Raw genomic sequence first — 25,937 nt, 5'->3', positions numbered from 1 at the left:
ACGCCCATGACCCGCACTGTTTACGTGAACGGAGAGTATCTGCCGGAGAATGAGGCCAAGGTCTCGATCTTTGACCGGGCGTTCCTGATGGCGGATGGCGTTTACGAGGTGACCAGCGTGCTGGACGGCAAGCTGATCGACTTTGCCGGCCATGCCAACCGGCTGGCGCGCTCGCTGTCCGAGCTGGACATCCCGACCCCGCCCGAGTTCGACGACCTGCTGGAGATCCATCGCAAGCTGGTGGCCGAGAATGGCGTGAACGAGGGCATGGTCTACCTGCAGATCACCCGTGGCGCGCCGGGCGACCGCGATTTCGCATTCCCGCCGAAGGACACGCGCCCGACCGTGGTGCTGTTCACCCAGAACAAGCCGGGGCTGGCGGACAACCCGCAGGCCAAGGTGGGGATCAAGGTGATCTCGATCGAGGATATCCGCTGGGGTCGTCGCGACATCAAGACGGTGCAGCTGCTGTACCCGTCGATGGGCAAGATGATGGCCAAGAAGGCGGGCTGCGATGATGCGTGGCTGGTCGAGGACGGGTTCGTGACCGAGGGGACCTCGAACAACACTTACATCGTCAAGGGTGGCAAGATCATCACGCGCAACCTGTCGAATGACATCCTGCACGGGATCACCCGCGCGGCGGTGCTGAAGTTCGCAAAAGAGGCGCAGATGGAGGTCGAAGAGCGGCCGTTCACCATCGAAGAGGCGAAACAGGCGGACGAGGCGTTCTTTACCTCGGCGTCGGCCTTTGTGATGCCGGTCGTGGAAATCGACGGTGCGGCGATCGGTGGCGGCAAGGTGGGCAGTGTTGCCCCGCGCCTGCGCGAGATTTATCTGGAGGAAAGCCGCAAGGCGGCGGTCTGATCCGGGCTACACGGGTTCAAGCGGCGCCTTTCGGGGCGCCGTTTTCGTTTCAGGGGTACGGGATATGCAGATTGCGACGGACAAGCCGGTTCTGGTGACGGGGGCCACGGGCTATGTGGCCGGGTGGCTGGTGAAACGCTTGTTGGAGGCGGGGCTGACGGTTCATGCCGCCGTGCGCGACCCGGATCGGGCGGGCGCCGTGGTGGCGCTGGGCGAGGGGACGCCGGGCACGGTGCGGCTGTTCAAGGCGGACCTGCTGGACGAGGGCAGCTATGACGCGGCGATGGCGGGCTGCGGGGTGGTGTTTCACACGGCCTCGCCCTTCGTGACGGTGATCCGGGACGCGCAGCGCGACCTGGTGGATCCGGCGCTGAAGGGCACGCGCAATGTGCTGGGCAGCGCGAACCGGACGGCGAGCGTGGAGCGGGTGGTGCTGACCAGCTCGATCGCGGCGGTGTTCGGGGATCAGGCGGATTTGCAGGACATCCCCGGCGGCGTGCTGAGCGAGATTTACTGGAACACGACCTCGAACCTGACGCACCAGCCGTATTCTTATTCGAAAACGCTGGCCGAGGGCGCGGCTTGGGAGATGGCGAATGCGCAGGATCGCTGGCGGCTGGTGGTGATCAATCCGGGGCTGGTGGTGGGGCCGGGGGTCAGCGGCGTGGGCCGGTCTGAATCGTTCGGGATGATCCGGCAGCTGGGCAACGGCAAGATGAAGTCCGGCGTGCCAGCGTATGAGATCGGCATGGTCGACGTGCGCGACGTGGCCGAGGCGCATCTGCGCGCGGGGTTCCTGCCGGATGCCGAGGGGCGGCATATGGTGTTCGAAGCGCCCTACAGTTTTCTGGATCTGGCGAAGGTGCTGAAACCGGCCTTTCCCGGCTATCCGATCCCGGAGCGGGAATTGCCCAAGGCGCTGCTGTGGCTGGTCGGCCCGTTGCTGAGCCGCCAGATCACCCGCAAGCTGGTGTCGCGGGCGTTCGGCTATCCGTGGCGCGGGGATAACGGCAAATCACGCCGCGAACTTGGTCTGACCTATCGTCCCGTGGGGGCCGCGACCGTCGAAATGTTCGCGCAACTGGTCGAGGCAGGTCTGGTGGGCCGGCGGCCGTAGCCAATCGCTCAGGTCGAGGCCGGTCAGCGCGGCGGTGCGGCGCAGGTCGGGGGCAAAAAGGGCTGACAGCTCGACCCGGGTGGACAGGGTGAGTGGTGGCACGGGACGGGCCGAGGCTGCCAGCGCGCGGACAAATCCCGCGCGTAGCTGGGACGAAATTACCCGGTTCAGCAGGTTCTGAACGGGACCGGGTTGGGGGTGGGGCATCTGGGTCTGGCTGCGCGCGGGTAGCGGGCAGGGGGACAGGCCCAGATGCGTCAGGACTTGGACCCACGCGACTTGGGGGCGGTCGCGCAGGTCCTCGTGCCGCAGGAACAGGATCTGTTCGTGCGGGAAATGCTGCTGAAAACGGGCGATCTTGGGGGCGTAGACGCTGGCGCCGGTATAGGCGTGGGCCCAGCTCCAGCCGGTTTTCAGGCGATTGGATTCGGCATAAACGGCGGCGCGGAAATCGCGGATCGGTTCCAGCCCCGCGCGGATGTGCTGGCGGTATTGGGCATAGGCGCGGTCCGTCGGGTTGCGCAGCAGGATGATGATGCGGGCATCCGGGCGGGCGGCGGCGATGCGCTGTGCGGCGTCCAGCGAATGCAGGTAGACCGAGGAGCAATCCCCCGTCATCCGCCCGTTCGCCGGCGCATAAAGCGCGGCATAGTCGCGGGCGTCGGGCGTCATGCGCAGCACGGATTGGGCATCGAACAGCCCGTCGGCGGGGCGCGGGTCAGTGCCGACGCAGGCAAAGTGGCCGGGCTCGGCCGTGGTGGGCAGGAACACGTCGGGATGCGCACTCAGCCAGGACCGAAGCGCGGTGGTTCCCGCTTTGGCGGCGCCGACAACATAGAAATCCGGGGCGAATGCATGTTCCATGAGAACGTGATACGCCGGACACCGAAAAGTGCCTAATGGGCAGCCGGATGAGCGCCTGTCCGAACGGGTATACCCCCGTGGGCGAGGTTATTTCCCCTCGCCGACGTTTTCGGCATAGGCGACCTTGAAGGCAGCCTGCTTGTCGGCATCCGCCTCGGTCTGGAAGCGGTCCTTCCAGTCGTCATAGGGCATGCCGTAGTAGATTTCGCGGGCTTCATCCTTGGTCATGGCGATGCCGCGTTCGTTGGCCGCCTCTTGGTACCAGCGCGACAGGCAGTTCCGGCAGAAGCCCGCCAGATTCATCATGTCGATGTTCTGCACGTCGGTGCGCTTGTCCATCAGGTGTTCACGCAGGGCGCGGAAGGCGGCGGCTTCGATCTCGATGCGGGTCTGGTCGTCCATGTCTGGTCCTTTCAGCGGGTTGGCCGTGATCTAGCACGCGCAGGGCACGGGGCCAATGCGACGTCAGTCCACGCACTCGGCCAGGGCGGCGGTCAGGATCGGGGCCAGGCGCTGTGCCCAGGCGCGTTGCTGGTCGGGCGTTTCGATTAGATCATTGCGCACCTCGACCAGCGTGTTGTGGCGCTGCATGGCGATGGCGTGGCGCGCGATGGCGTCGCCGGGCAGGTGGCCGCCGTAGGGCTCATTCTCGCCCACGCAGAGGTCGGGTTCCTGATTCAGAAGCCGGATCAAGGGCTTGGACAGGCGCGTATCGGCGGCATAGAGGATGCCGACCTGCCACGGACGCGGCGCGCGGCCCTGCAATTGGCGGGTGAAGCTGTGGATCGACAGGATCACGGTGTCGTCCCGGCGCGCGGCCAGCTGGGCCAATGCGGTGTGATAGGGGCGGTAGCAGCGGTTCAGGCGCTTCTCCAGCTCGGCCTGATCGGCGTGGCGGTTGGCGGGGATGATCGAGCCGTCATAGAGCCGCATCAGCAGGGTCGGGTCATCCTCGCCGCGGTTGGGGTCGATCACCAGCCGCGAGAAGTTGGACAGGATGACGGGGGCGTCCAGCAATTCCCCCAGTGCCTTGGACACACCGGCGGCGCCAACGTCATAGGCGATGTGGCGGTTCATGTCGCCCGCGGCCAGGCCAAGGCTGCCGCCATTCACGAAATCGGGCACGGTATTGGCGGCATGATCGCAGGTGACCAGCCAGCGCGAGGGGCGATCTGCCCCGATGATCTGATAGGGTTCGTATGTCATCGAAAATTCACGTCCTTTGCAGCCGATCTAGGACAGAATTGCCGGATATGGAATTGTCCTTGCCGCCCGAAGCGCATAAGTTAGCGTTAACAGTGGCGAAAGCGCAAGGATGCGCCAAGAAACGGATGGATGGCAGGATGAGACGGCTTCGGAACGTAAAGATCGTGGCAACGCTGGGACCGGCGTCGAACACCTATGAGATGATCCGCAAGCTGCACGAGGCCGGCGCGGACGTGTTCCGCCTGAACATGAGCCACGGCAGCCATGAGGAAATCCGCGAGCGTCACCGCATGATCCGGCAGGTCGGCGACGATCTGCAAAGCCCGATCGGCATTCTGGCGGACTTGCAGGGGCCGAAGCTGCGGGTCGGTGTGTTCGCCAATGGGGCCGAGGAGCTGGTCGAGGGGGCGCCCTTCCGGCTGGATCTGGACAAGGCCGAGGGGGATGCAACGCGAGTCTGCCTGCCGCACCCCGAGATTTTCGCCGCCCTGGAACCGGGCGCGAGCCTGCTGGTGAACGACGGCAAGATCCGGCTGAAGGTCACCGCTTGTGGCCCGGATTTCGCGGATTGCACCGTGGTGACGGGGGGCACGATCTCTAACCGCAAGGGCGTGAACGTGCCGGACGTGCTGCTGCCCTTGGCGGCGCTGTCGGAAAAGGACCGCGCGGATCTGGAATTCGTGTGCGAGCTGGGCGTGGACTGGCTGGCGCTGTCCTTTGTGCAGCGCCCCGAGGACGTGAACGAGGCGCGCGCGCTGGCCAAGGGGCGGGCGGCGATCCTGTCGAAGATCGAGAAGCCCGCCGCCGTGAAAAGCTTTGAGGCGATCCTGGAGGTCAGCGACGGCATCATGGTGGCGCGGGGCGATCTGGGGGTCGAACTGCCGGTCAGTGCCGTGCCGCCGATCCAGAAGCGGCTGATCCGCAAGTGCCGCTCGGCCGGGAAACCGGTGATCGTGGCGACGCAGATGCTGGAAAGCATGATCGAGTCGCCGATGCCGACGCGGGCCGAAGTGTCCGACGTGGCGACGGCGATCTACGAAGGCGCCGACGCGGTGATGCTGAGCGCGGAATCGGCGGCAGGGAATTACCCGGTCGAGGCGGTGACCACGATGAACGACGTCGCGGTCGCGGTCGAAAGCGACCCCACCTATCGCGACATCATCGAGGCGTCGCGGCAGGCGGTGCGGACCTCGGTCGCGGACGGGATCGTGGCGGCGGCGCGGGAAATCGCGGAAACCACCGACATCAAGGCGATCTGCTGCTACACCCAATCGGGCACGACGGCGCTGCTGACGGCGCGGGAACGCCCGCGCGTGCCGATCATCGCCATGACCAGCCTGCGCCGCACCGCACAGCGGCTGGCGCTGAGCTGGGGCACGAATTGCGTGATGACCGGCGCAGTGACACGGTTCAAGGAGGCGGTCGTGAACTCGGCCCGGGCGGCGCGGGCGCAGGGCTATGCAGACGTGACCGACCAGATCGTGGTGATCGCGGGCGTGCCGTTCAACCAGCCGGGCACCACGAACATCCTGCGCGTCGCGCCGTGCGACGAGCGTTTGATCTACGCGACCGATCCGGGCTAATCTGGCCCGGTAAGTGGTGGGAGCGTAGGTATGATCTCGGATATGGATTCACTGTTTGTGATCGGGCTGTTCATCGCCGTGATGGCGGTGCCCTCGATCGTGTCCGCCTGGAGTGATAACGAAGTGCCGCGCGTCGCCGCGATCGTGCTGATTCTGGGCGGGGGGATGATGGTCTGGGCCCACACGCACAAGCCCGGCGGCTATCATTTCGACGAGATTCCGCACCTGATCTATAAATTGGTGGCGAAAATCATCTGACACCCCCTTGTCAGGCCGGGGAATGGCTCGTATACGGCCCCCCTGTCTGCGCGACCGGCCGAAGAGGCATGCCGAGTCGTGTTTCAACCGTTGAGAAAGACAAGGAGACGGAAATGCCCAAGATGAAGACCAAGTCGAGCGCCAAGAAGCGCTTCAAGATGACGGCTTCCGGTAAAGTCGTCGCTGCTCAGGCTGGCAAACGCCACGGCATGATCAAGCGCACCAAGAAATTCATTCGCGACGCTCGCGGCACCACCACGCTGTCCGCACCCGACGCCAAGATCGTCAAGGGCTACATGCCCTACGACCGCTAAGAGGAGATTGATCAATGTCCCGCGTCAAAGGTGGTACCACGACCCACGCCCGCCACAAGAAAGTCATCAAGGCAGCCAAAGGCTACTATGGCCGTCGCAAGAACACCTTCAAGGTGGCGACCCAGGCCGTTGACAAGGCAAACCAGTACGCAACTCGTGACCGTAAGACCCGCAAGCGGAATTTCCGCGCGCTGTGGATCCAGCGGATCAACGCTGCTGTCCGTCTGCACGACGAAGCCCTGACCTACTCGCGCTTCATCAACGGCCTGAACCTGGCCGGTATCGAAGTCGACCGTAAGGTTCTGGCCGACCTGGCCGTGCACGAGCCCGCAGCGTTTGGCGCCATCGTCGAAAAGGCGAAGGCCGCGCTCGCGTAACCCTATCCGGGTGACACATTGAGAAGCCGCGGACCTTTTGGGGTCTCGCGGCTTCTTGCGTTTTGGGCGTCCGCTGGGTAGCAGGGTGCCAACGGTAACGGAGGGTCGGATGGACGATCTGAGAGACAAGTATCTGGGCGCAATCGCAGGCGCCGGTGACGAGGCCGCGCTGGAGGACATCCGTCTGCAAGCCGTGGGCAAGAAGGGCGAGGTCGCCCTGAAGATGCGCGAGCTGGGCAAGATGAGCCCGGAAGAGCGCCAGACCATGGGCCCCAAGCTGAACGCGCTGAAGGACGAGATCAACAGCGCGCTGGCCGCCAAGAAATCCGCGCTGGCCGACGCCGCGCTGGATGAACGCCTGCGCACCGAATGGCTGGACGTGACGCTGCCGGTGCGCCCGCGCCGTCAGGGCACCATCCACCCGATCAGCCAGGTCACCGAGGAAGTCAGCGCGATCTTCGCCGATATGGGTTTCTCGGTCGCCGAGGGGCCTCGGGTCGAGACCGACTGGTATAACTTCGACGCGCTGAACATCCCCGGCCACCACCCCGCGCGGGCGGAAATGGACACGTTCTACATGCACCGCGCCGAGGGCGATAATCGCCCGCCGCACGTGCTGCGGACGCATACCAGCCCGGTGCAGATCCGCTCGATGGAGAAGCACGGCGCGCCGATCCGCGTGATCTGTCCGGGCGGCGTGTACCGCGCCGACTATGACCAGACCCACACGCCGATGTTCCACCAGGTCGAGGGGCTGGCCATCGACAAGAACATCTCGATGGCGAACCTGAAATGGGTGCTGGAAGAGTTCGTGAAAGCCTTCTTCGAGGTGGACGACGTCGAGCTGCGCTTCCGCGCGTCGCACTTCCCGTTCACGGAGCCGTCGGCCGAGGTGGACATCCGTTGCAGCTGGGAAGGCGGCACGCTGAAGGTCGGCGAAGGCGACGACTGGCTGGAGATTCTGGGCAGCGGCATGGTGCACCCCAAGGTGCTGCAAGCGGGCGGGATCGACCCGAACGAATGGCAGGGCTTTGCCTTTGGCATGGGGATCGACCGGATCGCGATGCTGAAATACGGCATCCCCGATTTGCGCGCGTTCTTCGATAGCGACCTGCGCTGGCTGCGCCATTATGGTTTCGCGTCGCTTGATGTACCCACTTTGCACGGGGGGCTGTCCCGATGAAATTCACCCTCTCCTGGCTGAAAGAGCACCTGGATACGCAGGCCTCTTTGGATGACATCCTCTATGCCCTGACCGATCTGGGTCTGGAGGTCGAAGGCGTGGAAAATCCGGCCTCGAAGCTGGCCAATTTCACGCTGGCCAAGGTCAAGCACGCCGAGCAGCACCCCGATGCGGACCGTCTGCGCGTGTGCACCGTCGAAACCGACGAGGGCGACAAGCAGATCGTTTGTGGCGCCCCCAATGCGCGGGCTGGCATCACCGTGGTGCTGTGCAAGCCCGGCGATTACGTGCCCGGCATCGACGTCACGCTGAGCGTCGGCAAGATCCGCGGCGTGGAAAGCCACGGGATGATGGCCTCGGAGCGCGAGCTGGAGCTGTCGGACGAGCATAACGGGATTATCGAGCTGCCGAGCGGCGAGGTGGGTCAGAAATTCACCGACTGGCTGGCGCAGAACGACCCGGCCAAGGTGGACCCGGTGATCGAGATCGCGATCACTCCGAACCGCCCGGATGCGCTGGGTGTGCGCGGGGTTGCGCTGGATCTGGCGGCGCGGGGGCTGGGCGTGATGAAGCCCGCCAAGACCGCGCATATCGAGGGCCAGTACCCGTGCCCCGTCACCGTGACGATCGACGAAGACACCCGTGAAAACGGCTGCGAAGTGTTCGCCGGCCGTCTGATCCGTGGTGTGAAGAACGGCCCCAGCCCGGACTGGCTGCAACAGCGGCTGAAGGCGATCGGCCTGCGTCCGATCTCGGCCTTGGTGGATGTGACCAACTTCTTCACCTATGACCGCAACCGCCCGCTGCACGTGTTCGACGCGGACAAGGTGAAGGGTGGCCTGCGGGTGCACCGCACCGTGGGTGGCGAAACCATGCTGGGCCTGGACGAGAAGGAGTACACCTTTGGCGCAGGCCAGGTGGTGATTTCCGACGACAACGGCGTGGAATCCATCGGCGGCATCATGGGCGGCGAAGTGTCGGGCTGCACCGAGGAAACCGTGAACGTGTTCCTTGAGGCCGCCGTGTGGGAGCGCGTGCAGATCGCGACCACGGGCCGTGCGCTGAAGATCAACACCGACGCGCGCTATCGCAACGAACGCGGGATCGACCCGGCCTACAACATGCAGGCGCTGGACGATGCGACCCAGATGATCCTGGAGCTGTGCGGCGGCGAGCCGTCGAACCTGGTGGTCGCCGGGGCCGTGCCGGATGTCAGCCGCGCCTACAAGCTGGACGCCGCGCGCATCCAGTCGCTGGTGGGCATGGACATCCCCGAGGCCGAGCAGCGCCAGATCCTGACGCGTCTGGGCTTCAAGCTGGAGGGCAACCTGGCCCACGTGCCGTCCTGGCGCCCGGACATCCTGGGCGAGGCGGACCTGGTGGAAGAGGTGGCGCGCGTGGCCTCGCTGACCAAGCTGGTTGGCAAGCCGATGCCGCGTGGCACCGCTGGTGTGCCCAAACCGATCCTGTCGCTGAAGCAAAAGCGCGAGCAGATCGCGCGGCGGACCGCGGCGGCGCTGGGATATAACGAGTGCGTGACGTACTCGTTCATCGACCAGAAATCGGCGGGGCTGTTCGGCGGTGGCACCGATGTGACCATGCTGGAGAACCCGATTTCGTCCGAGATGAGCCACATGCGCCCCGACCTGCTGGCCGGGCTGCTGCAAGCGGCGGCGCGTAACCAGTCGCGCGGCTTCATGGACCTGGCCCTGTTCGAGGTCGGCCCGGTGTTCAACGGCGGTGAGCCGGGTGAACAGCGGATGCAGATCTCGGGCGTGCTGATCGGCAAGACCGGTCCGAAGGACGTGCATGGCGCGGCGCGCTCGGTCGACGTGTTCGACGCCAAGGCCGATGCCGAGGCCGTGCTGGCCGCCATCGGCGCCCCCGCCAAGGTGCAGGTGTTGCGCAATGGCGAAGGCTGGTGGCACCCCGGTCGTCACGGCCAGATCTGCCTGGGCCCGAAGAAGGTGCTGGGCACGTTCGGCGAGCTGCACCCCAAGGTGCTGGCCGAGATGGACGTGAAGGGCCCTGCCGTGGCCTTTACCATCTGGCCCGAGGAAGTGCCGGAGCCGAAGACCCGCACCGCCACCCGCCCCGCGCTGGAGTTGCGCGACCTGCAGGCGGTGGAGCGTGACTTTGCCTTTGTCGTCGATGCGGGCGTCGAGGCGCTGACGCTGGTGAACGCGGCGGCGGGCTCGGACAAGGCGCTGATCGAGGACGTGCGCGTCTTCGACCAGTTCGTTGGCGGCTCGCTGGGCGAGGGCAAGAAGTCCATCGCCATCACGGTGCGCATCCAGCCGACCGAAAAGACGCTGACCGAAAAGGACATCGAGGCGGTCGCCGCCAAGATCGTCGAGAAGGTCGCCAAAGCCACCGGCGGCGTGCTGCGCGGCTAAGCGCTGACGCCTTCGGCGAGAGTATTTGGATCAGAAAGAAGGGGGCGCGCAGGCGCCCCTTTTTGCTGCCTCGCGCAAGGTCATGCTTTGGGATTTCAGGGCCCCGGGCGTAGCCTGCGCGCGGGGAGGATCTGGCATGGCTTATGATTACGTGATCGTTGGGGGTGGTTCGGCCGGGGCGGTGATGGCCGCACGGCTGAGCGAGGATGCATCTGTCAGCGTGTGCCTGCTGGAGGCGGGCGGCGGCGGGCGCGACCTGATGATCCGGGCGCCTGCGCTGGTGGCAGGGATGGTCTCGGGGCGGCCAAAGATCAACAACTGGGCGTTCCAGACGGTGCCTCAGGCCGGGTTGAACGGGCGGCGGGGGTATCAGCCGCGGGGGCGTGCGTTGGGGGGATCGAGTGCGATCAACGCGATGCTGTACATCCGCGGCCACCGCAAGGATTACGACGAATGGGCCGATCTGGGCTGCGATGGCTGGGATTGGGACAGCGTGTTCCCGTTCTTTCGCAAGGCCGAGCGCAACATGCGCGGGGCGGACGCGTGGCACGGGGGTGACGGGCCGCTGCAGGTGGCGGATCAAAGCGCGCCACGGGCGATCTCGGAGGCGTTTGTCGAGGCAGCTGGACAGATGCAGATCCGGCGCAACGCGGATTTCAACGGTGAGCGGCAAGAGGGCGCCGGGTTCTACCAGGTGACCCAGTTCTTTGACGGCGAGAAGCGGGGCGAGCGGTGCTCTTCGGCGGCGGCCTACCTGTTCCCGGCGATGGGGCGGGCGAACCTGACGGTGCTGACCGGTGCGCAGGTCCACCGCGTGGTGCTGGACCAGGGGCGCGCGGTGGCGGTCGAGCTGCGCCATGCCGGGGCCGTCAAACGCATCGACGCGCGGCAAGAGGTGATCCTGTCCGCCGGCGCGCTGAAGACGCCGCAGCTGCTGATGCTGTCGGGCATCGGCCCCGAGGACGAGCTGAGCGCCCACGGTATCGAACCGGTCCACGCGCTGCCGGGCGTTGGGCAGAACCTGCAGGACCACCTGGATTATGTCATCTCCTACCACTCGAAACGCGACGACGTGCTGGGGCTGAACCCTTCGGGGCTGGCGGCGCTGACACGGGCGGGGCTGCAATGGCGTACGACCGGACAGGGCATGTTTGCGACGCCCTATGCCGAAGGGGCGGCGTTTCTGCGGAGCGAACCGGGCCTGGATCGCCCCGACATCCAGCTGCATTTCGTGATCGGGATCGTCGATCAACACATGCGCAAGCTGCACTTCAAATACGGCTACTCCTGCCATGTCTGCGCGCTGCGACCCTGGTCGCGCGGCCGCGTCGGCCTGCACTCGGCCGCGCCCGAGGCCGCACCGTTGATCGACCCGGCCTTCCTCTCCGATCCGCGCGACCTGCCGCTGCTGATGCGCGCCGCCCGCCAGATGGAGGGGATCCTCGACGCCCCCGCCCTCGCCCCCTGGCGGGGCAAGCGGCTCTATCCCCATGACGGCGGCGACGCGGCGCTCGAGGCCGACATCCGCGCGCGCGCCGACACAATTTACCACCCGGTCGGCACCTGCCGCATGGGCACGGATGCGATGGCCGTCACCGACACACAGGGCCGCGTCCACGGGGTGCAGGGGCTGCGCGTCGTCGACGCCTCGCTGATGCCGCGCCTGATCGGGGGCAATACCAATGCGCCCACGATCATGATGGCCGAAAAAATCGCCCACACCATGCGCGCGCCGACCTGATCGTCCTTCTTCTTTTTGAAAATATCCCGGGGGTGAGGCCGCAGGCCGAGGGGGCAGCGCCCCCTCTCGCCCCTTGTCAGCCCTCGCGCGGCGGGATGTTCAGGCCGCGCTGCACGGCGGGCCGCGCCAGGAACCGTTGCAGGTAGGCCTGGCAGTTGGGGAAGTCATTCCAGCCCGTCAGCTCGACCGCGTCATAGCGTTCGGGCATCCGCATCCAGCCCCCCAGCGCAATATCGGCGATCGAGTAGTCGCCGCAGATCCACTCGCGCCCGTCCAGCCGTTTCTCGATCACCGCCAGCAGGCGGCGCACTTCTGCGACGTAGCGGTCGCGGGGGCGGGTGTCTTCGAAATCCTTGCCTCCGCCGGCGTGGAACCAGCCCATTTGCCCGAACATCGGGCCGACGCCGCCCATTTGGAACATCAGCCACTGGATCACGGTGTAACGCTGTGCGGGGTCTTGCGGCAGCAGCTGGCCGGTCTTTTCAGCCAGGTAGATCAGGATCGCGCCGGATTCCCACAGCGGCATAGGCTGCCCGCCGGGCCCGTGCGGGTCGATGATGGCGGGGATCTTGTTGTTGGGGTTCAGCGACAGGAACTCGGGCGATTTCACATCGACATCCGACAGGGTGACGCGGTGCGCCTCGTAGGGCAGGCCAATCTCCTCGAGCATGATCGAGATCTTCACCCCGTTCGGCGTCGGAAAAGAGTACAACTGGAGCACGTCCGGGTTCTGCGCGGGCCAGCGGGCGTTGATCGGGAAATCCTCGGGGAAGGTCATGGTTGCTCCTGTTCGGTCACCTGAGGGGGAATTTAGACCAAAATTCCCGATGCAACAGGCCGGTGATTGTGGAATATCGCCGCATTGGCTGTGTGGAAACGCGCGAAACAGCACCCGCAGCTGGGGAAAAAGGGGACAAACATGCTTAACGAATTCAAATCGTTCATCGCCAAGGGCAACGTGATGGACATGGCCGTCGGTATCATCGTCGGCGCGGCCTTTACGGCGATCGTGCAATCGGTGGTCAAGGATCTGATCAACCCGATCATCGGCCTGTTCACTGGCGGGATCGATTTCACCAACAACTACGTCGTGCTGTCGGGCGAAGTGCCCGAAGGCTCCAGCCTGGATGCCGCGCGCGAGGCCGGGGCCTCGATCTTTGCCTACGGCGCCTTTGCGATGGCCGTCATCAACTTCCTGATCATCGCCTTCGTGGTGTTCATGCTGGTCAAGATGGTCAACCGCGTCAAAGACGCCGCCATCCGCGAGGAAGAGGCGGCCGCCCCCGCAGAGGCAGCCCCCGCCGGTCCGTCCGAGCTGGACGTGCTGCTGGAAATCCGGGACGCGCTGAAGAAATAAGATGTGAAATCCTCCGCCTTGGCGGAGGGTTTTTTCATTCGGCCCGGAACAGCAGGCGGTTCACCCGCCACGACAGGCCGAATGCGATCGGGCTGACGATCATCGACAGCGCAAACGCGATGGGCCAGGCGGTGAAAAAGCTTTCGGGCCAATGGGCCAGCCATTCCCGGGTCAGGCCAAGGTTCAGCGCTCCAAAAATGCCGGTCATCAAAAAGGCCATCATGGCCGAGATGAACAGCTGCGCGACGATGATGATTTTCCTGTCTTGCATGGACACTCCTTTCAACAGGGGGCGGAGGGTCCGTGACATGGGCACCCTACCGCCAAGCGGTGGATGCCGTGGGTTCCCGAGGGACTAATTCTTGCGCAGCAAGGGCCGGAATAACCGTACCGGCCTGTCATTTTTCGGCCCTTCGGACCTAAGCATTCCGGGCAGTCGGGGCAAGGGTGAGGATAAAAAATCCCCGTGCTCGGGAAGGGGCCGAGCACGGGGTCCCATGGGAGGAAAGCACCGTCCGGTGCCAGGGATCAAGGTCTCTTCAGCGGGCCAACGCAGGCGCGCTGAAAAGGTTCCGAAGAAATTTCGCGAAATGCGAAATTTATTTGATGACCGCCTGCGGCGACACGACATCGATGCCCAGTGCAGTGCCGACGGCGGCATAAGTCAGCTGGCCAGCATGCACGTTCAGGCCATTCAGCAGGTGCACATCGTCAGCGCAGGCCTGTTTCCAGCCCTTGTTGGCCAAGGCCAGCAGGAAGGGCATGGTGGCGTTGCCAAGCGCGATGGTCGAGGTGCGGGCCACGGCGCCGGGCATGTTGGCGACGCAGTAGTGCATGATGCCGTCGACGTCATAGATGGGATCGGCATGGGTGGTGGCACGCGAGGTTTCAAAGCAGCCACCCTGGTCGATGGCAACGTCCACCAGTGCGGCACCCGGCTTCATCGTGGCCAGTTGCGCGCGGCTGACCAGTTTCGGCGCGGCAGCACCGGGGATCAGCACGGCGCCGATGACCATGTCGGCCTGCTCGACCAGCTCGGCGGTGTAGCCCTTGGAGGCATAGCCGGTGCGGAATTCTCCGCGGAAGGCATCGTCCAGATAGCGCAAGCGGGGCAGGGACATGTCCAGCACGGTCACATCCGCGCCCATCCCGGCAGCCACGCGGGCGGCATGGGTGCCGACGACACCACCGCCAATCACGACGACCTTGGCCGGGCCAACGCCGGGCACGCCGCCCAGCAGGACGCCACGGCCGCCGTTCGCTTTTTGCAGGGTCCAGGCGCCGACCTGCGGGGCCAGCTTGCCCGCAACCTCGGACATCGGGGCCAGCAGGGGCAGGCCGCCGTTGCGGTCGGTCACGGTTTCATAGGCGATCGCGGTGCAACCCGAGGCCAGCAGGTCATGGGTCTGCTCGGGGTCGGGGGCCAGGTGCAGGTAGGTGAACAGCAGCTGGCCTTCGCGCAGCATCTTGCGCTCGCCGGCCTGGGGTTCCTTGACCTTGACGATCATGTCGGCGGTCCCGAAGACCTCGGCGGCGGTGTTCAGAATGGTCGCGCCAGCAGCGACATAGGCGGCGTCGTCAAAGCCCGAACCCGCACCAGCGCCTTTTTGGATAAAGACCTGATGGCCGTGCGCGACGGCCTCTTGTGCGGCGTTGGGCGTCATGCCGACGCGGAATTCCTGCGGTTTGATTTCGGTGGGGCAGCCGATTTTCATGAGGTCCTCCCAAGGATCATGTAAGTTCTTTCCTGCGGTCAGGATGTCGCAGCCTCGGCGCAAGTGCTTTGAAAAACGGGTCGCCAAGCGGCGATTTTTGTGAATATCCTGCGAAGGAAATGAAGTTTCTGCGAAGGATTTTGCGCAAATGTCGCTGGATGAAACAGATCGGCGTATCCTGCGGGTGCTGCAACGCAAGGGGCGGATCTCGAATGCCGAGCTGTCCGAACAGGTGAACCTGTCGCCCTCGGCCTGTCACCGGCGGGTGCAGCGGCTGGAGGATGACGGGTTCATCAAGGGCTATGTCGCGCTGCTGGACCCGCGCAAGCTGAGCGTGCCGACGACCGTGTTTGTCGAGATCACGCTACAGGGTCAGGCGGACGAGATTCTGGATGCGTTCGAAAAGGCCGTGTCGCGGATTCCGGACGTGTTGGAGTGCCACCTGATGGCCGGGACGGCGGATTACATTCTGAAGGTCGTCGCCGAAAACACCGAGGATTTCGCGCGCATCCACCGCCAGCACCTGACCCGATTGCCGGGTGTCGCGCAGATGCAAAGCAGCTTTGCCCTGCGGACGGTGTTCAAGACGACAGCGTTGCCGGTTTAAATGCCTGACTTTTGATATTGTAAATGTAAGACATTTGACGTTACTTCTGCCGTAACGTCATTTCGTACAGCGGGAGAGAGCTATGCAGTGGGACTACATCATCGTTGGCGCCGGAAGTGCGGGATGCGTTTTGGCCAAACGGCTGGCCGATGCGAACAAGAAAGTTCTTCTGCTGGAGGCGGGCGGCAGCGATTTCTACCACTGGGTCCATATCCCGATGGGGTATCTCTATTGCATCGGCAACCCGCGCACCGACTGGATGTTCAAGACCGAGGCGGATGCCGGGCTGAATGGGCGCTCGCTGATCTACCCGCGGGGCAAGTTGCTGGGCGGGTGCTCGTCGATCAACGGGATGCTGTATCTGCGTGGGCAGGCGGCGGATTATGACGGCTGGCGGCAAACCGGCCTGACCGGCTGGGGCTGGGACGATGTGCTGCCCTATTTCATGAAGTCCGAGGATTACGTGGACGGCCCGTCGGACCTGCACGGCGCGGGCGGCGAATGGCGCGTGGACAATCAGCGCCTGCACTGGGACGTGCTGGACGACTGGATGGAGGCGGCCGCGCAAGAGGGGCTGCCCAAGACCACCGACTTCAACCGGGGCAATAACGAGGGCGTCGGCTATTTCCGCGTCAACCAGCGGCGCGGCTGGCGGATGAACACCGCCAAGGCGTTCCTGCGGACGCGCAGCGGGCAGGCGCTGAAGGTGGAAACCCACGCGCATACGCGGCGCGTGCTGCTGGAGGGCGGGCGCTGCGTCGGCGTGGAATACGAACAGAACGGCCAGGTGCATACGGCGCGGGCCGGAGAGGTGATCCTGTCGGCGGGGGCGATCGGCTCGCCGCAGATCCTGCAGCTGTCGGGGATCGGGCCGGGGGCCTTGTTGCAGAAACATGGCATCGCGGTGCAGCACGAAATGGCCGGGATCGGGGCCAACCTGCAGGACCATTTGCAGCTGCGCTGTGCGTGGAAACTGCAGGGGGCCAAGACGCTGAACACGATGGCCAACAGCCTGTTCGGCAAGGCGATGATCGGGATGGACTACGTGTTCCGGCGGCGCGGGCCGATGTCGATGGCGCCCTCGCAGCTGGGGGCGTTCGCCAAGTCGCGCCCGGAACTGGAGACGCCCGATCTGGAATTCCACGTCCAGCCCCTGACACTGGAGGCATTCGGCCAGCCGCTGCACGATTTCCCGGCAATGACGGCCAGCGTGTGCAACCTGCGGCCCGAAAGCCGGGGCGTGGTGGAAATCACCAGCCCGGACCCCAAGGCCAAGCCGCGCATCGCGCCGAACTATCTGTCCACCGAAGGGGACCGCAAGGTCGCGGCGGACTCGATCCGGCTGTCGCGGCGGATCATGGCGCAGTCGGCCATGGCGAAATACGCCCCCGAAGAAATGAAGCCCGGCCCCGTTGGCGACACCGATGCCGAACTGGCCCGCGCTGCGGGCGATATCGGCACGACGATCTTCCATCCCTCCGGTACGGTGCGGATGGGTGCGGATGACGCGGCCCCGCTGGACGGGCAGCTGCGGATGCGCGGGATCGGCGGGCTGCGGGTGGTTGATTGCTCGGTCATGCCCAGCATCACCAGCGGCAACACCAACTCGCCCACCATCATGATCGCCGAGAAGGCCAGTGACATGATCCTTGCATCCGCCCGCTAAGGCGTGGCAATGCGAGGACATGGCGAATGTAGCGATCACCTTTTTCTCGGGGCGGGGGCACACCCGCAAACTGGCGGTCACCCTGGCGCGGGCGCTGGGGACTGAGGGGTGCTCGGCCCGGCTGATCGACGTCATGGAGATGAGCGAGACCGACTGGCAGGCGATGGAGGCCGCGGACGGTATCCTGTTCGGCGCGCCCACCTACATGGGCAGCGTCGCGGCCGAGTACAAAGGCTTCATGGATGCCACCAGTGACATCTGGAGCGGCCAGAAATGGGCCGACAAGCTGGCGGGCGGGTTCACGGTGGCGACCTTTCCGGGCGGGGACAAGATCGTGGCGCTGCAACAGCTGAGTACCTTTGCCATGCAGCACGGGATGCTGTGGGTCGGGCAGGATCAGATCGGCGCGCCGGTCAACCGCAACCAGGTCGGCATCAACGAAAGCGGCACCTGGCTGGGGCTGGCGGCGACCACGGTGCGCGACAAGGAACTGCTGGTTTCAGACGGCGACGTCGAGACCGCGCGCCGCTATGGCACCCGCTTTGCACGGGCCGTACGACGTTGGTCTATATAGGCCTGAACGCTTTTGTTTTCCGGCCCCGGGCGTGGTATCACCCAGGCTGAGGAGACCGGAGGGCCCCGCATGTCGTGGCTGCATCACGCCGACAAGGTTCTGGAAGACGCATTTTCGCCGCGGGCCGCGGCGACCTCGCGCTTGGCTGCGTCCTGGCGGCGATCGGCGGTCACGTACGGGCTGGACCCGCGCAATAGCCGCGCCCCCGAACGGGTGGATCAAAGCAATGTCGGTTATCGGCGCGATGCGATGGGCGCGTTCCTGGCGCTGGCCACGCCGCAGCTGGATCAGCTGTTCCGCATGGTGGGTAATACCGGCTGCTGCGTGCTGCTGACCGACGCCGAGGGCGTGGTGCTGGAGCAGCGGTGCTCGGATTCGGATCGGGCGGTGTTCCAAAGCTGGGGCCTGTGGGAAGGCGCGGTCTGGAGCGAACAGACCGAAGGCACCAACGGCATCGGCACCTGCCTGGCCGAAAAGCGGCAGGTCGTCATCCACCGCGACGAACATTTCCACAGCCGCAACACCGGCATGAGCTGCATGGACGCGCCGATCTATGACGCGGACGGAGAGGTGGTGGCGGCGCTGGACGTGTCCTCGTGCCGGGCCGACCAGACCGAGGGCTACACCCGTCTGATCGCGGGCGCCGTGGCGCAGACCGCCCGGCAGATCGAGACGGCGCATTTCCGTGCGGCTTTTGCCGGGGCGCGGTTCGTTGATGTCGGCGCGGACCGCCCCGAGGAAACGCTGCTGCTGGCGGTGGACCGTGACGATCTGGTGATCGGAGCCACCCGCGCGGCGCGGCGCAAGCTGGGGCTGACGGCGGACAGTTTCGCCAACCCGCTGCCGGCGGCCGACCTGCTGGGCATGCGCCCCGACGCGGCCGGGCTGGACCACGCCGAACGCGCGGCCCTGCGCCGGGCGTTGGCGCGTGCGGGCGGCAATGCCAGTGCGGCGGCACGGGCGCTGGGGATCGGGCGCGCGACGCTGTATCGCCGGATGAAGCGCCTGGGCCTGGACTGAGCCTCGCAATTTCCTGTCTCGCTGTCTCAGTTCTGAGACACATCCTGCCGCTCCTCCCCCGGGGTGGGGATGCGGGAATCAGTGTTTCAGGGAACGCTTCCTTTCATTCGCCGGACCATCCGGCAAATGAGGAGGAGTTTCCAAATGAATGACATGAGCCAATCCAGCGCCACCCAGTATGCCTCGCCGTTCAAGGCACGCTACGACAACTTCATCGGCGGCAATTTCGTCGCCCCGGTGAATGGCCGCTACTTTGACAACATCACCCCGATCACCGGCCTGAAGTGCTGTGAAGTCGCGCGCTCGGACGCTGCCGATGTCGAGCTGGCGCTGGACGCCGCACACGCCGCCAAGGAAGCGTGGGGCAAGACCTCGGCCGCCGAGCGTTCGAACATCCTGCTGAAGATCGCCGACCGCATCGAAGAAAACCTGGAGCTGATCGCCACCGCCGAGACCTGGGACAACGGCAAGCCGATCCGCGAGACGATGGCCGCGGACATCCCGCTGTCGGTCGACCACTTCCGCTATTTCGCCGGTGTGCTGCGCTCGCAAGAGGGCACCATGTCGGAAATCGACCACGACACCGTGGCGTATCACTTCCACGAACCGCTGGGCGTTGTTGGCCAGATCATTCCGTGGAACTTCTCGATCCTGATGGCGGCGTGGAAACTGGCGCCCGCGCTGGCGGCTGGCAACTGCATCGTGCTGAAGCCGGCCGAGCAAACCCCCGCCGCGATCATGGTGCTGGCCGAGGTCATCGCTGACCTGCTGCCCGCCGGTGTGCTGAACATCGTCAACGGCATGGGCCCGGATGTCGGCGGCCCGCTGGCCGAATCCAGCCGTATCGCCAAGATCGCGTTCACGGGCTCGACCGAAACCGGCCGCATCATCATGAAGGCCGCGACCAAGAACCTGATCCCCGTCACGCTGGAGCTGGGTGGCAAGTCTCCGAACATCTTCTTCTCGGACGTGATGGCGCAGGACGACGCGTATCTGGACAAGGCGGTCGAGGGCTTCGTGCTGTTCGCCTTCAACCAGGGCGAAGTCTGCACCTGCCCGTCGCGCGCGCTGATCCAGGAAGACATCTACGAAGAGTTCATCGCCCGCTGCATCGAGCGTGTGAAGGCCATCAAGCGCGGCGACCCGCGTGACCTGAACACCATGGTCGGCGCACAGGCATCGCAGGAACAACAGGAGAAAATCCTGTCCTACCTGACCATCGGCCGCGAAGAAGGTGCCGAAGTGCTGGTGGGCGGCGACGCGGAACGCTTCAACGGCGAGCTGTCGAACGGCTACTACATCCAGCCGACCATCCTGAAGGGCCACAACAAGATGCGTGTGTTCCAAGAGGAGATCTTTGGCCCGGTCGTGTCCGTGACCACCTTCAAGGACGAGGCCGAGGCGCTGGCGATCGCCAACGACACCATGTACGGTCTGGGCGCCGGCGTGTGGACCCGTGACGGCACCCGCGCCTACCGCTTTGGCCGCAACATCGAAGCGGGCCGCGTCTGGGTGAACAACTACCACGCCTACCCGGCCCACGCGGCATTCGGTGGATACAAGCAGTCGGGCATCGGTCGTGAGACCCACAAGATGATGCTGGACCACTACCAGCAGACCAAGAACATGCTGGTCAGCTACAACCCGAACAAGCTGGGCTTCTTCTAAGGGAACTCGGTCGGGCCCCGCCCACCGGGGCCCGCACGTCCGGTTTCGGCCTGACTGCCCGTGGTTCTGTCTCCCGCGCTCCTCTTTCGACGGCGAGCGGGTGGTCAGGCCGGAATTGACGTAACAGAAAGGCGCGCACGGGGATGAGCCGGGCGCGCCTTTTTCGTTTCCGATGCTCCAGAAACGACAAACCCCCGGGCAGGGCCGCGGGGGTCGTCTTCAGCATTCAAGCTGTCGAGGAGGTCTTAGAGAAGACCTTCACGCTGTGCTTTCTTGCGTGCCAGTTTCCGGGCACGGCGAACTGCTTCAGCTTTCTCGCGCGCTTTCTTGACCGACGGTTTCTCGAAATGTTGCTTAAGCTTCATTTCACGGAACACGCCTTCACGCTGCAGCTTTTTCTTCAGGGCACGGAGTGCCTGATCGACGTTATTGTCGCGAACGCTCACCTGCATGTGGTTTTCACCACCTTTCTAAGTTGAGTTGCAAGGAATTGCAGGAGGTGGCCATATAGCAAAGGCCGCCCTATTTGTCTAGGGTGTGCCGGACAGACACGAAGGAGCCTGACATGACCGCGCCCGATGTGAAGGAAACTCTGCTGGATGCCGCGCTGATCCACGTCGCCTTTGACGGCTGGAGCGCCGAAACCTTTGCCGCTGCGGTGGCCGATTGCGGGGTGGATATGGCGGTGGCGCGGGCGGTGTGTCCGCGCGGCGCGGTGGATCTGGCGATGGCCTATCACCAGCGGGGCGACCGCCTGATGGCCGCCCGATTCGCGGCCGAGGACATGACCGGCCTGCGCTATTCGGAAAAGGTGGCCGCGCTGGTCCGGTTCCGGATCGAAGCCGCCGACGACAAGGAAGCGGTGCGCCGGGGCACGACCCTGTTCACGCTGCCGCAATATGCCGCCGACGGGGCGCGGCTGATCTGGAACACCTGCGATCTGATCTGGAACCTGCTGGGCGACAGCTCGGACGATGTGAACTGGTACACCAAGCGGATGACGCTGAGCGGGGTTTATTCCTCGACCGTGCTGTACTGGCTGGGCGACGATTCGCAGGGTGAACAGGCCACGTGGGAGTTCTTGGACCGCCGCATCGACGACGTTATGCGGTTCGAGAAGTTCAAGGCCAGCGTGCGGGCGAACAAACCATTGAGCGCGCTGCTGGCAGGGCCGATGGCCGTGCTGGGGGCAATCAAGGCCCCCAAGCGGCGCGACGACATGCCGGGCCATATGGGCGGCACCAACTGAGGAGAGCGAGATGACCGAGATGATGCGGGCGGTGGAAATCACCGAGCCGGGTGGCCCCGATGTGCTGAAACCCTGCAAGCGGCCGGTGCCGCAGCCAGCGGCTGGACAGGTGGTGATCAAGGTGGCCTATGCCGGGGTGAACCGCCCCGATGCGCTGCAACGCGCCGGGCGCTATGCGCCGCCGCCGACGGCCAGCGATCTGCCGGGGCTGGAAGCCTCGGGTACGATCGTGGCGATGGGCGAGGGCGTCAGCGGCTGGGCGATCGGCGATCAGGTTTGCGCGCTGCTGCCGGGCGGTGGCTATGCCGAATACGTGGCCACCCCGGCGGCGCATTGCCTGCCGATCCCGCACGGCATGGGCATGAAAGAGGCCGCCTGCCTGCCCGAGACGTTCTACACCGTCTGGTCCAACGTGTTTCAGCGCGGCGGGCTGAAGGCGGGCGAGAAGTTCCTGATCCACGGCGGCTCGTCTGGCATTGGGACGACGGCGATCCAGCTGGCGCGGGAATTCGGCGCGCGGGTTTTCGTGACCGTGGGCAGCCAGGACAAGGCCGCCGCCTGCAAGGCGCTGGGGGCCGAGCGCACGATCATCTACAAGGACGAGGATTTCGTCGAGGTGATGACCTCGGAAGGGGGCGCAGACCTGATCCTGGACATGGTGGGCGGGCTGTATATCCCGCGCAACATCCGGTCTCTGGCCGATGATGGGCGTCTGGTGCAGATCGCCTTCCTTCAGGGGCCGAAAGTGGCCGAGATGAACTTTGTCCAGGTCATGACCCGGCGGCTGACGATCACCGGATCCACCTTGCGGCCGCAAAGCGACCTGGCCAAGGCGATGATCGCTGACAGCCTGCGCGCCAATGTCTGGCCGCTGCTGGACGCGGGCAAGGTTGCCCCCGTGATGGACAGCGAATTCGCGCTAGGTGAAGCGAACAAGGCCCACGCCCACATGGAGGCAAGCGGCCATATCGGCAAGATCGTGTTGAAGGTGGCGGGCGACTGAGCCCCGAGGGAGGAAACATGGCACGTACAGTCATTATCGAGGAACACGGCGGACCCGAAGTTCTGAAAATCGTCGATCGCCCGGTGGGCGAGCCCGGCCCCGGACAGGTGCGAATCGCGCACAAGGTCTGCGGGCTGAACTTCATCGACGTGTATCAGCGCTCGGGGCTGTACCCGCTGCAAATGCCCGCCGCGATGGGCATGGAGGCCGCCGGCGTCATCGAAGCCGTCGGCGAAGGCGTGACCCATCTGAAGGTGGGCGACCGCGCGGCCTATGCGGCGATGCCGCCGGGGTCATATTGCGAGGCGCGGGTGATGCCCGCTGCCCAGGTCTGCCCGCTGCCCGAGGGGATCAGCTTTGAGCAGGGCGCCGCGATGATGCTGAAGGGCATGACCGTGGAATACCTGTTCCACCGCACCACGCCGCTGAAGGCCGGGGACACGGTGCTGTTCCACGCAGCTGCTGGCGGTGTGGGGCTGATCGCTTGCCAATGGGCGCGGTCCGAAGGGATCACGCTGATCGGCACCGCCGGCACGGACGACAAATGCCAGCTGGCGCTGGACCACGGCGCGGCCCATTGCATCAACTACCGCGATGGCGATTGGGTCGCCAAGGTGCGCGAGCTGACCGGCGGCAAGGGCGTGGACGTGGTGATGGACGCGGTTGGCGCGGACACGTTCAAGGGCTCGCTGGACAGCCTGAAACCGCTGGGGATGATGATCTCGTTCGGCAACGCCTCGGGGCCGGTCGCGCCGTTCGGTCTGGCCGAGCTGGCCTCGCGCGGGTCGCTGAAGATCACCCGCCCGACCCTGTTCACGCATATCGCCAAGCACGAGGACTGCCAGGCGATGGCCAAGCACCTGTTCGACAAGGTGCTGTCGGGCGACGTGACGATCCGGATCGACCAGCGTTTCCCGCTGGATCAGGTCGCCGACGCGCAGCGCGCGCTAGAGGCGCGACAGACCACCGGCAGTACGGTTCTGGAATTGTGACGACAAAAGAAGGGGGCTTTGCCCCCTTTTTTATATCCGGCATTCGGCGGTTTCTATTTTAAGTAGATTATTCCGCGTACTTCCGGTCAATTCAGTGGATTTCTACGGCTTTTATTGAACTCAATTTGCTAATCGGCATCGTCTAATGCTATTTGGGCTTCAGAGAAAAGACACGAAAAAGGAATTCGTCTCGTGACTGATATTGCTCAGATTTCCGCAGACCAGCTGAATGCCCTGTCCCTGGACGAGCTGAAATCGCTGGAACGGAAGGTTGCAAAAGCGATCGCCGGCTTCGAGGATCGCCAGCGTCAGGCCGCACTGGCCGCGCTGGAGGTCAAGGCCAAGGAATTGGGCTTTTCGCTGGCGGAATTGACCGGCGTTGCCCCCAAGGCGAAATCGCGCGGTGTGCCGAAATACGCCAACCCCGCCAACCCCGCGCAAACCTGGACTGGCAAGGGCCGTCGCCCCGACTGGTTCATCGCTGCGCTGGAGGCCGGCAAGTCGCCCGAGGACCTGTCGCTGTAATCAGCGGATCGGTTCGAACAGGGCGTCCTTGAGGCGGCAATCCTGCACGACATCCCGGCCACAGGGCACGGGGCGCAGGTCTTTCGACAGACACAGGCGGGCCTCTTGAATGCGGCCCGCCTGACACGTGATGGTCAGCATGTCACGCTCCCATCCGGGGTTTTCTTTCAGGAACGCATCTTCGATGACGGTGGCGGGCAGCGTGACCGCGCGGTTCAGCTTGCGAAAGATCGCGGGCCGGTTGACCTGTTCATAGGCGCGGCGGGCCAGGGCGAAATACTGCGCGGCAGACAGGCCAGAGCAGACGCCATGCTTTTTCCACTGATACCAGGCCAGACCCGAGGATCCCATGATGTCCTCCATCCCTTCGGTCATGAAGCGGGTGGGCATCGGCTCGGTCGTGCGGCAGTAGGAGGGCCAGCCGCGATGGTACTGCGGCCACAGCCCATGCAGCACCCAGCCGTAATCGGCGCGCGGGTCGCATTGCGGGGAATTGCGGGCGTCCCCCTCGAGCGCGCACCAGGTCGGTGACCAGCTGAGCGACAGCACGTAGTAATCGAACGCGCCCGCGCGCTCTCCGTCCGCACGGGCGAAACCTGCGAAATTCAGCGCAAAAACCAGGGCAAACAGGGCAAATCGCATAAACTCTTTCCTTCCGTCATTAACGGCACTATATAGGCGCCAAGTTCCCCAACAAGGTAACCTGCCCCGCAAGGGCCGCCTGATTTCAGGCAACGGGGAAGTTTTGCGTCAAGGAGAGATGACATGTCCAAACCGATCATGGCGAAAGCGACCGCTGTCTGGCTGATCGACAACACCACGATCAGCTTCAAGCAGATCGCCGATTTCGTCGGAATGCACGAGCTTGAAATCCAGGGCATCGCGGATGGCGACGTGGCGCCGGGCGTCAAAGGCTTTGACCCGGTGGCCAACAACCAGCTGACCGAGGACGAGATCGCCAAGGCCGAGAAAAGCCCGCTGCACAAGCTGAAGCTGAAGTTCAACGCCGCCGCCCAAGGCGAAGAAAAACGCCGCGGCCCGCGCTACACCCCGCTGTCCAAGCGTCAGGACCGCCCGAACTCGATCCTGTGGCTGGTGAAATTCCACCCCGAGCTGACCGACGGCCAGATCGCCAAGCTGGTGGGCACCACCAAACCGACCATCCAGTCGATCCGCGAGCGGACCCACTGGAACATCGCCAACATGCAGCCGATCGACCCGGTCGCTCTGGGCCTGTGCAAACAGTCCGAACTGGACGCGGCCGTGCAGAAGGCCGCCGCCAAGCGCGCCGCCGATGGCGCCGCGATGTCGGACGATGAGCGCCGCAAGCTGCTGTCGACCGAACAGTCGCTGGGCATGGCGCCCGAGCCCAAGATTCCCACTGCGATCGAAGGCCTGGAAACCTTCAGCCTGCGCGAGGATGACGAGGACGACAAGGACGACGACATCATCGACGCCGACAGCTTCTTTAACCTGCCGGGCGGCTCGGACGACGACGAACAGCCCTGATTTCAGGTACGTTCAAAACGCAAGGCCCGGCGATCGTCCGGGCCTTTGTCGTTTCGCAGGCTGCCGCGTTCGGTCATGAGTATTTGGATCAGAAAGAAACCAGGGGCGCGACGCGCCTTGTTCTTCTTCTTTTTGAAAATATCCCG

The 25,937-nt window shown here is 64.8% G+C and carries 28 protein-coding genes; 20 read left to right on the top strand and 8 right to left on the bottom strand.

The annotated features are described in order from the left end of the window. The first annotated feature begins 6 nt into the window (after window positions 1-6). Both E7681_RS01395 and E7681_RS01390 read left to right on the top strand, forming a co-directional pair. Window positions 7-867 (top strand): D-amino-acid transaminase, encoded by an 861-nt coding sequence (locus tag E7681_RS01395; RefSeq protein ID WP_136337469.1) that lies wholly within the window; start codon window positions 7-9, stop codon window positions 865-867. A 64-nt stretch (window positions 868-931) separates the two neighbouring features. Next, complete coding sequence (locus E7681_RS01390) at window positions 932-1,984, top strand: NAD-dependent epimerase/dehydratase family protein (RefSeq protein ID WP_136337468.1); 1,053 nt, start codon at window positions 932-934, stop codon at window positions 1,982-1,984. Here the strand turns inward: E7681_RS01390 and E7681_RS01385 are convergent. The 3 genes from E7681_RS01385 to E7681_RS01375 all read right to left on the bottom strand — a co-directional run bounded on the left by E7681_RS01385 (window position 1,883) and on the right by E7681_RS01375 (window position 4,054). Then, window positions 1,883-2,848 (bottom strand): sulfotransferase family protein, encoded by a 966-nt coding sequence (locus E7681_RS01385; protein WP_136337467.1) that lies wholly within the window; start codon window positions 2,846-2,848, stop codon window positions 1,883-1,885. The two genes, E7681_RS01390 and E7681_RS01385, sit on opposite strands and share 102 nt — an antisense overlap. An 87-nt stretch (window positions 2,849-2,935) precedes the next feature. Further along, window positions 2,936-3,250, bottom strand: a complete 315-nt coding sequence (locus E7681_RS01380) for a DUF1244 domain-containing protein (protein ID WP_136337466.1) — start codon at window positions 3,248-3,250, stop codon at window positions 2,936-2,938. Window positions 3,251-3,313: 63 nt separating this feature from the next. Then, the gene (locus E7681_RS01375) at window positions 3,314-4,054 is read right to left on the bottom strand and encodes an N-formylglutamate amidohydrolase (protein ID WP_136337465.1); all 741 of its coding nucleotides are present in this window, start codon (window positions 4,052-4,054) and stop codon (window positions 3,314-3,316) included. A 137-nt stretch (window positions 4,055-4,191) separates the two neighbouring features. On the opposite strand from E7681_RS01375, the gene pyk reads away from it, so the two are divergent. From pyk to E7681_RS01340, 7 genes are all read left to right on the top strand, one after another. After that, a complete protein-coding gene (gene pyk, locus E7681_RS01370; protein ID WP_136337464.1) occupies window positions 4,192-5,637 on the top strand; it encodes a pyruvate kinase in 1,446 nt (481 codons plus the stop codon). Window positions 5,638-5,679: 42 nt separating this feature from the next. Continuing rightward, window positions 5,680-5,895 carry a hypothetical protein gene (locus tag E7681_RS01365; RefSeq protein WP_136337463.1) on the top strand — a complete coding sequence of 72 codons (216 nt, stop codon included), beginning with the start codon at window positions 5,680-5,682 and terminating at the stop codon, window positions 5,893-5,895. Between the two features lie 113 nt (window positions 5,896-6,008). Continuing rightward, window positions 6,009-6,209 (top strand): 50S ribosomal protein L35, encoded by a 201-nt coding sequence (rpmI, locus tag E7681_RS01360; RefSeq protein ID WP_136337462.1) that lies wholly within the window; start codon window positions 6,009-6,011, stop codon window positions 6,207-6,209. Window positions 6,210-6,223: 14 nt separating this feature from the next. Next, the gene (gene rplT, locus E7681_RS01355; RefSeq protein ID WP_136337461.1) at window positions 6,224-6,586 is read left to right on the top strand and encodes a 50S ribosomal protein L20; all 363 of its coding nucleotides are present in this window, start codon (window positions 6,224-6,226) and stop codon (window positions 6,584-6,586) included. 109 nt (window positions 6,587-6,695) lie between these two features. After that, the gene (gene pheS, locus E7681_RS01350) at window positions 6,696-7,769 is read left to right on the top strand and encodes a phenylalanine--tRNA ligase subunit alpha (RefSeq protein WP_136337460.1); all 1,074 of its coding nucleotides are present in this window, start codon (window positions 6,696-6,698) and stop codon (window positions 7,767-7,769) included. Beyond that, entirely contained in the window at window positions 7,766-10,165 is a 2,400-nt protein-coding gene (pheT, locus tag E7681_RS01345; RefSeq protein ID WP_136337459.1) for a phenylalanine--tRNA ligase subunit beta, read from the top strand. Before pheS ends, pheT begins: the two co-directional genes overlap by 4 nt. A 136-nt stretch (window positions 10,166-10,301) precedes the next feature. Beyond that, on the top strand, window positions 10,302-11,906 hold the full coding sequence (locus E7681_RS01340) for a GMC family oxidoreductase (RefSeq protein ID WP_136337458.1): 1,605 nt from the start codon (window positions 10,302-10,304) through the stop codon (window positions 11,904-11,906). A 76-nt stretch (window positions 11,907-11,982) separates the two neighbouring features. Here E7681_RS01340 and E7681_RS01335 read toward each other — a convergent pair whose 3' ends face one another. Next, on the bottom strand, window positions 11,983-12,684 hold the full coding sequence (locus tag E7681_RS01335; RefSeq protein WP_136337457.1) for a glutathione S-transferase family protein: 702 nt from the start codon (window positions 12,682-12,684) through the stop codon (window positions 11,983-11,985). A gap of 141 nt (window positions 12,685-12,825) precedes the next feature. Here E7681_RS01335 and mscL point away from each other — a divergent pair, with 141 nt between their 5' ends. Further along, window positions 12,826-13,263, top strand: a complete 438-nt coding sequence (mscL, locus tag E7681_RS01330) for a large conductance mechanosensitive channel protein MscL (protein WP_136337456.1) — start codon at window positions 12,826-12,828, stop codon at window positions 13,261-13,263. Between the two features lie 34 nt (window positions 13,264-13,297). Here mscL and E7681_RS01325 read toward each other — a convergent pair whose 3' ends face one another. Beyond that, complete coding sequence (locus tag E7681_RS01325) at window positions 13,298-13,534, bottom strand: DUF2798 domain-containing protein (RefSeq protein WP_136337455.1); 237 nt, start codon at window positions 13,532-13,534, stop codon at window positions 13,298-13,300. A gap of 328 nt (window positions 13,535-13,862) precedes the next feature. After that, the gene (gene ald / locus E7681_RS01320) at window positions 13,863-14,978 is read right to left on the bottom strand and encodes an alanine dehydrogenase (protein WP_136337454.1); all 1,116 of its coding nucleotides are present in this window, start codon (window positions 14,976-14,978) and stop codon (window positions 13,863-13,865) included. A 148-nt stretch (window positions 14,979-15,126) separates the two neighbouring features. Here ald and E7681_RS01315 point away from each other — a divergent pair, with 148 nt between their 5' ends. The 5 genes from E7681_RS01315 (at window position 15,127) to adh (ending at window position 20,513) form a co-directional block, all read left to right on the top strand. After that, window positions 15,127-15,585, top strand: a complete 459-nt coding sequence (locus tag E7681_RS01315) for an Lrp/AsnC family transcriptional regulator (protein ID WP_136337453.1) — start codon at window positions 15,127-15,129, stop codon at window positions 15,583-15,585. Between the two features lie 82 nt (window positions 15,586-15,667). Further along, a complete protein-coding gene (locus E7681_RS01310; RefSeq protein WP_136337452.1) occupies window positions 15,668-17,251 on the top strand; it encodes a GMC family oxidoreductase in 1,584 nt (527 codons plus the stop codon). A 19-nt stretch (window positions 17,252-17,270) separates the two neighbouring features. Continuing rightward, window positions 17,271-17,825: a flavodoxin family protein gene (locus E7681_RS01305; protein ID WP_136337451.1), complete on the top strand. Its 555-nt coding sequence runs from the start codon at window positions 17,271-17,273 to the stop codon at window positions 17,823-17,825. A 69-nt stretch (window positions 17,826-17,894) separates the two neighbouring features. Then, window positions 17,895-18,845: a GAF domain-containing protein gene (locus E7681_RS01300; protein ID WP_136337450.1), complete on the top strand. Its 951-nt coding sequence runs from the start codon at window positions 17,895-17,897 to the stop codon at window positions 18,843-18,845. Window positions 18,846-18,998: 153 nt separating this feature from the next. After that, entirely contained in the window at window positions 18,999-20,513 is a 1,515-nt protein-coding gene (gene adh, locus E7681_RS01295; protein WP_425471370.1) for an aldehyde dehydrogenase, read from the top strand. A gap of 245 nt (window positions 20,514-20,758) precedes the next feature. Here adh and rpsU read toward each other — a convergent pair whose 3' ends face one another. Continuing rightward, window positions 20,759-20,965: a 30S ribosomal protein S21 gene (gene rpsU, locus E7681_RS01290; RefSeq protein WP_043871123.1), complete on the bottom strand. Its 207-nt coding sequence runs from the start codon at window positions 20,963-20,965 to the stop codon at window positions 20,759-20,761. A gap of 113 nt (window positions 20,966-21,078) precedes the next feature. Between rpsU and E7681_RS01285 the strand changes: the two genes are divergently transcribed. The 4 genes from E7681_RS01285 to E7681_RS01270 all read left to right on the top strand — a co-directional run bounded on the left by E7681_RS01285 (window position 21,079) and on the right by E7681_RS01270 (window position 24,282). After that, complete coding sequence (locus E7681_RS01285) at window positions 21,079-21,762, top strand: COQ9 family protein (RefSeq protein WP_136337448.1); 684 nt, start codon at window positions 21,079-21,081, stop codon at window positions 21,760-21,762. Window positions 21,763-21,772: 10 nt separating this feature from the next. After that, window positions 21,773-22,765: an NAD(P)H-quinone oxidoreductase gene (locus tag E7681_RS01280; protein WP_136337447.1), complete on the top strand. Its 993-nt coding sequence runs from the start codon at window positions 21,773-21,775 to the stop codon at window positions 22,763-22,765. 17 nt (window positions 22,766-22,782) lie between these two features. Further along, window positions 22,783-23,757 carry a quinone oxidoreductase family protein gene (locus E7681_RS01275; protein ID WP_136337446.1) on the top strand — a complete coding sequence of 325 codons (975 nt, stop codon included), beginning with the start codon at window positions 22,783-22,785 and terminating at the stop codon, window positions 23,755-23,757. 192 nt (window positions 23,758-23,949) lie between these two features. After that, window positions 23,950-24,282: an H-NS histone family protein gene (locus E7681_RS01270; RefSeq protein WP_425471367.1), complete on the top strand. Its 333-nt coding sequence runs from the start codon at window positions 23,950-23,952 to the stop codon at window positions 24,280-24,282. Here the strand turns inward: E7681_RS01270 and E7681_RS01265 are convergent, their stop codons facing one another. After that, window positions 24,283-24,924, bottom strand: a complete 642-nt coding sequence (locus tag E7681_RS01265) for a ribonuclease T2 family protein (protein ID WP_136337445.1) — start codon at window positions 24,922-24,924, stop codon at window positions 24,283-24,285. It abuts the gene before it with no gap. Between the two features lie 123 nt (window positions 24,925-25,047). Here E7681_RS01265 and E7681_RS01260 point away from each other — a divergent pair, with 123 nt between their 5' ends. Continuing rightward, window positions 25,048-25,791: a DUF1013 domain-containing protein gene (locus E7681_RS01260; protein ID WP_136337444.1), complete on the top strand. Its 744-nt coding sequence runs from the start codon at window positions 25,048-25,050 to the stop codon at window positions 25,789-25,791. The last annotated feature ends 146 nt before the right edge of the window (window positions 25,792-25,937 follow it).

This window comes from Thalassobius vesicularis, assembly GCF_004799325.1.
In the GTDB taxonomy this organism is placed as follows: Bacteria; Pseudomonadota; Alphaproteobacteria; order Rhodobacterales; family Rhodobacteraceae; genus Thalassobius; species Thalassobius vesicularis.
The sequence above is the reverse complement of the archived record's forward strand: the minus strand, read 5'-3'. Positions and strand labels throughout refer to the sequence as shown.

Excerpts from the sequence above, each read along its gene's own strand:
- E7681_RS01395 (WP_136337469.1), top strand. The coding sequence starts at position 7 with ATGACCCGCACTGTTTACGTGAACGGAGAGTATCTGCCGGAGAATGAG.
- E7681_RS01390 (WP_136337468.1), top strand. The coding sequence starts at position 932 with ATGCAGATTGCGACGGACAAGCCGGTTCTGGTGACGGGGGCCACGGGC.
- E7681_RS01385 (WP_136337467.1), bottom strand. The coding sequence starts at position 2,848 with ATGGAACATGCATTCGCCCCGGATTTCTATGTTGTCGGCGCCGCCAAA.
- E7681_RS01380 (WP_136337466.1), bottom strand. The coding sequence starts at position 3,250 with ATGGACGACCAGACCCGCATCGAGATCGAAGCCGCCGCCTTCCGCGCC.
- E7681_RS01375 (WP_136337465.1), bottom strand. The coding sequence starts at position 4,054 with ATGACATACGAACCCTATCAGATCATCGGGGCAGATCGCCCCTCGCGC.
- pyk (WP_136337464.1), top strand. The coding sequence starts at position 4,192 with ATGAGACGGCTTCGGAACGTAAAGATCGTGGCAACGCTGGGACCGGCG.
- E7681_RS01365 (WP_136337463.1), top strand. The coding sequence starts at position 5,680 with ATGGATTCACTGTTTGTGATCGGGCTGTTCATCGCCGTGATGGCGGTG.
- rpmI (WP_136337462.1), top strand. The coding sequence starts at position 6,009 with ATGCCCAAGATGAAGACCAAGTCGAGCGCCAAGAAGCGCTTCAAGATG.
- rplT (WP_136337461.1), top strand. The coding sequence starts at position 6,224 with ATGTCCCGCGTCAAAGGTGGTACCACGACCCACGCCCGCCACAAGAAA.
- pheS (WP_136337460.1), top strand. The coding sequence starts at position 6,696 with ATGGACGATCTGAGAGACAAGTATCTGGGCGCAATCGCAGGCGCCGGT.
- pheT (WP_136337459.1), top strand. The coding sequence starts at position 7,766 with ATGAAATTCACCCTCTCCTGGCTGAAAGAGCACCTGGATACGCAGGCC.
- E7681_RS01340 (WP_136337458.1), top strand. The coding sequence starts at position 10,302 with ATGGCTTATGATTACGTGATCGTTGGGGGTGGTTCGGCCGGGGCGGTG.
- E7681_RS01335 (WP_136337457.1), bottom strand. The coding sequence starts at position 12,684 with ATGACCTTCCCCGAGGATTTCCCGATCAACGCCCGCTGGCCCGCGCAG.
- mscL (WP_136337456.1), top strand. The coding sequence starts at position 12,826 with ATGCTTAACGAATTCAAATCGTTCATCGCCAAGGGCAACGTGATGGAC.
- E7681_RS01325 (WP_136337455.1), bottom strand. The coding sequence starts at position 13,534 with ATGCAAGACAGGAAAATCATCATCGTCGCGCAGCTGTTCATCTCGGCC.
- ald (WP_136337454.1), bottom strand. The coding sequence starts at position 14,978 with ATGAAAATCGGCTGCCCCACCGAAATCAAACCGCAGGAATTCCGCGTC.
- E7681_RS01315 (WP_136337453.1), top strand. The coding sequence starts at position 15,127 with ATGTCGCTGGATGAAACAGATCGGCGTATCCTGCGGGTGCTGCAACGC.
- E7681_RS01310 (WP_136337452.1), top strand. The coding sequence starts at position 15,668 with ATGCAGTGGGACTACATCATCGTTGGCGCCGGAAGTGCGGGATGCGTT.
- E7681_RS01305 (WP_136337451.1), top strand. The coding sequence starts at position 17,271 with ATGGCGAATGTAGCGATCACCTTTTTCTCGGGGCGGGGGCACACCCGC.
- E7681_RS01300 (WP_136337450.1), top strand. The coding sequence starts at position 17,895 with ATGTCGTGGCTGCATCACGCCGACAAGGTTCTGGAAGACGCATTTTCG.
- adh (WP_425471370.1), top strand. The coding sequence starts at position 18,999 with ATGAGCCAATCCAGCGCCACCCAGTATGCCTCGCCGTTCAAGGCACGC.
- rpsU (WP_043871123.1), bottom strand. The coding sequence starts at position 20,965 with ATGCAGGTGAGCGTTCGCGACAATAACGTCGATCAGGCACTCCGTGCC.
- E7681_RS01285 (WP_136337448.1), top strand. The coding sequence starts at position 21,079 with ATGACCGCGCCCGATGTGAAGGAAACTCTGCTGGATGCCGCGCTGATC.
- E7681_RS01280 (WP_136337447.1), top strand. The coding sequence starts at position 21,773 with ATGACCGAGATGATGCGGGCGGTGGAAATCACCGAGCCGGGTGGCCCC.
- E7681_RS01275 (WP_136337446.1), top strand. The coding sequence starts at position 22,783 with ATGGCACGTACAGTCATTATCGAGGAACACGGCGGACCCGAAGTTCTG.
- E7681_RS01265 (WP_136337445.1), bottom strand. The coding sequence starts at position 24,924 with ATGCGATTTGCCCTGTTTGCCCTGGTTTTTGCGCTGAATTTCGCAGGT.
- E7681_RS01260 (WP_136337444.1), top strand. The coding sequence starts at position 25,048 with ATGTCCAAACCGATCATGGCGAAAGCGACCGCTGTCTGGCTGATCGAC.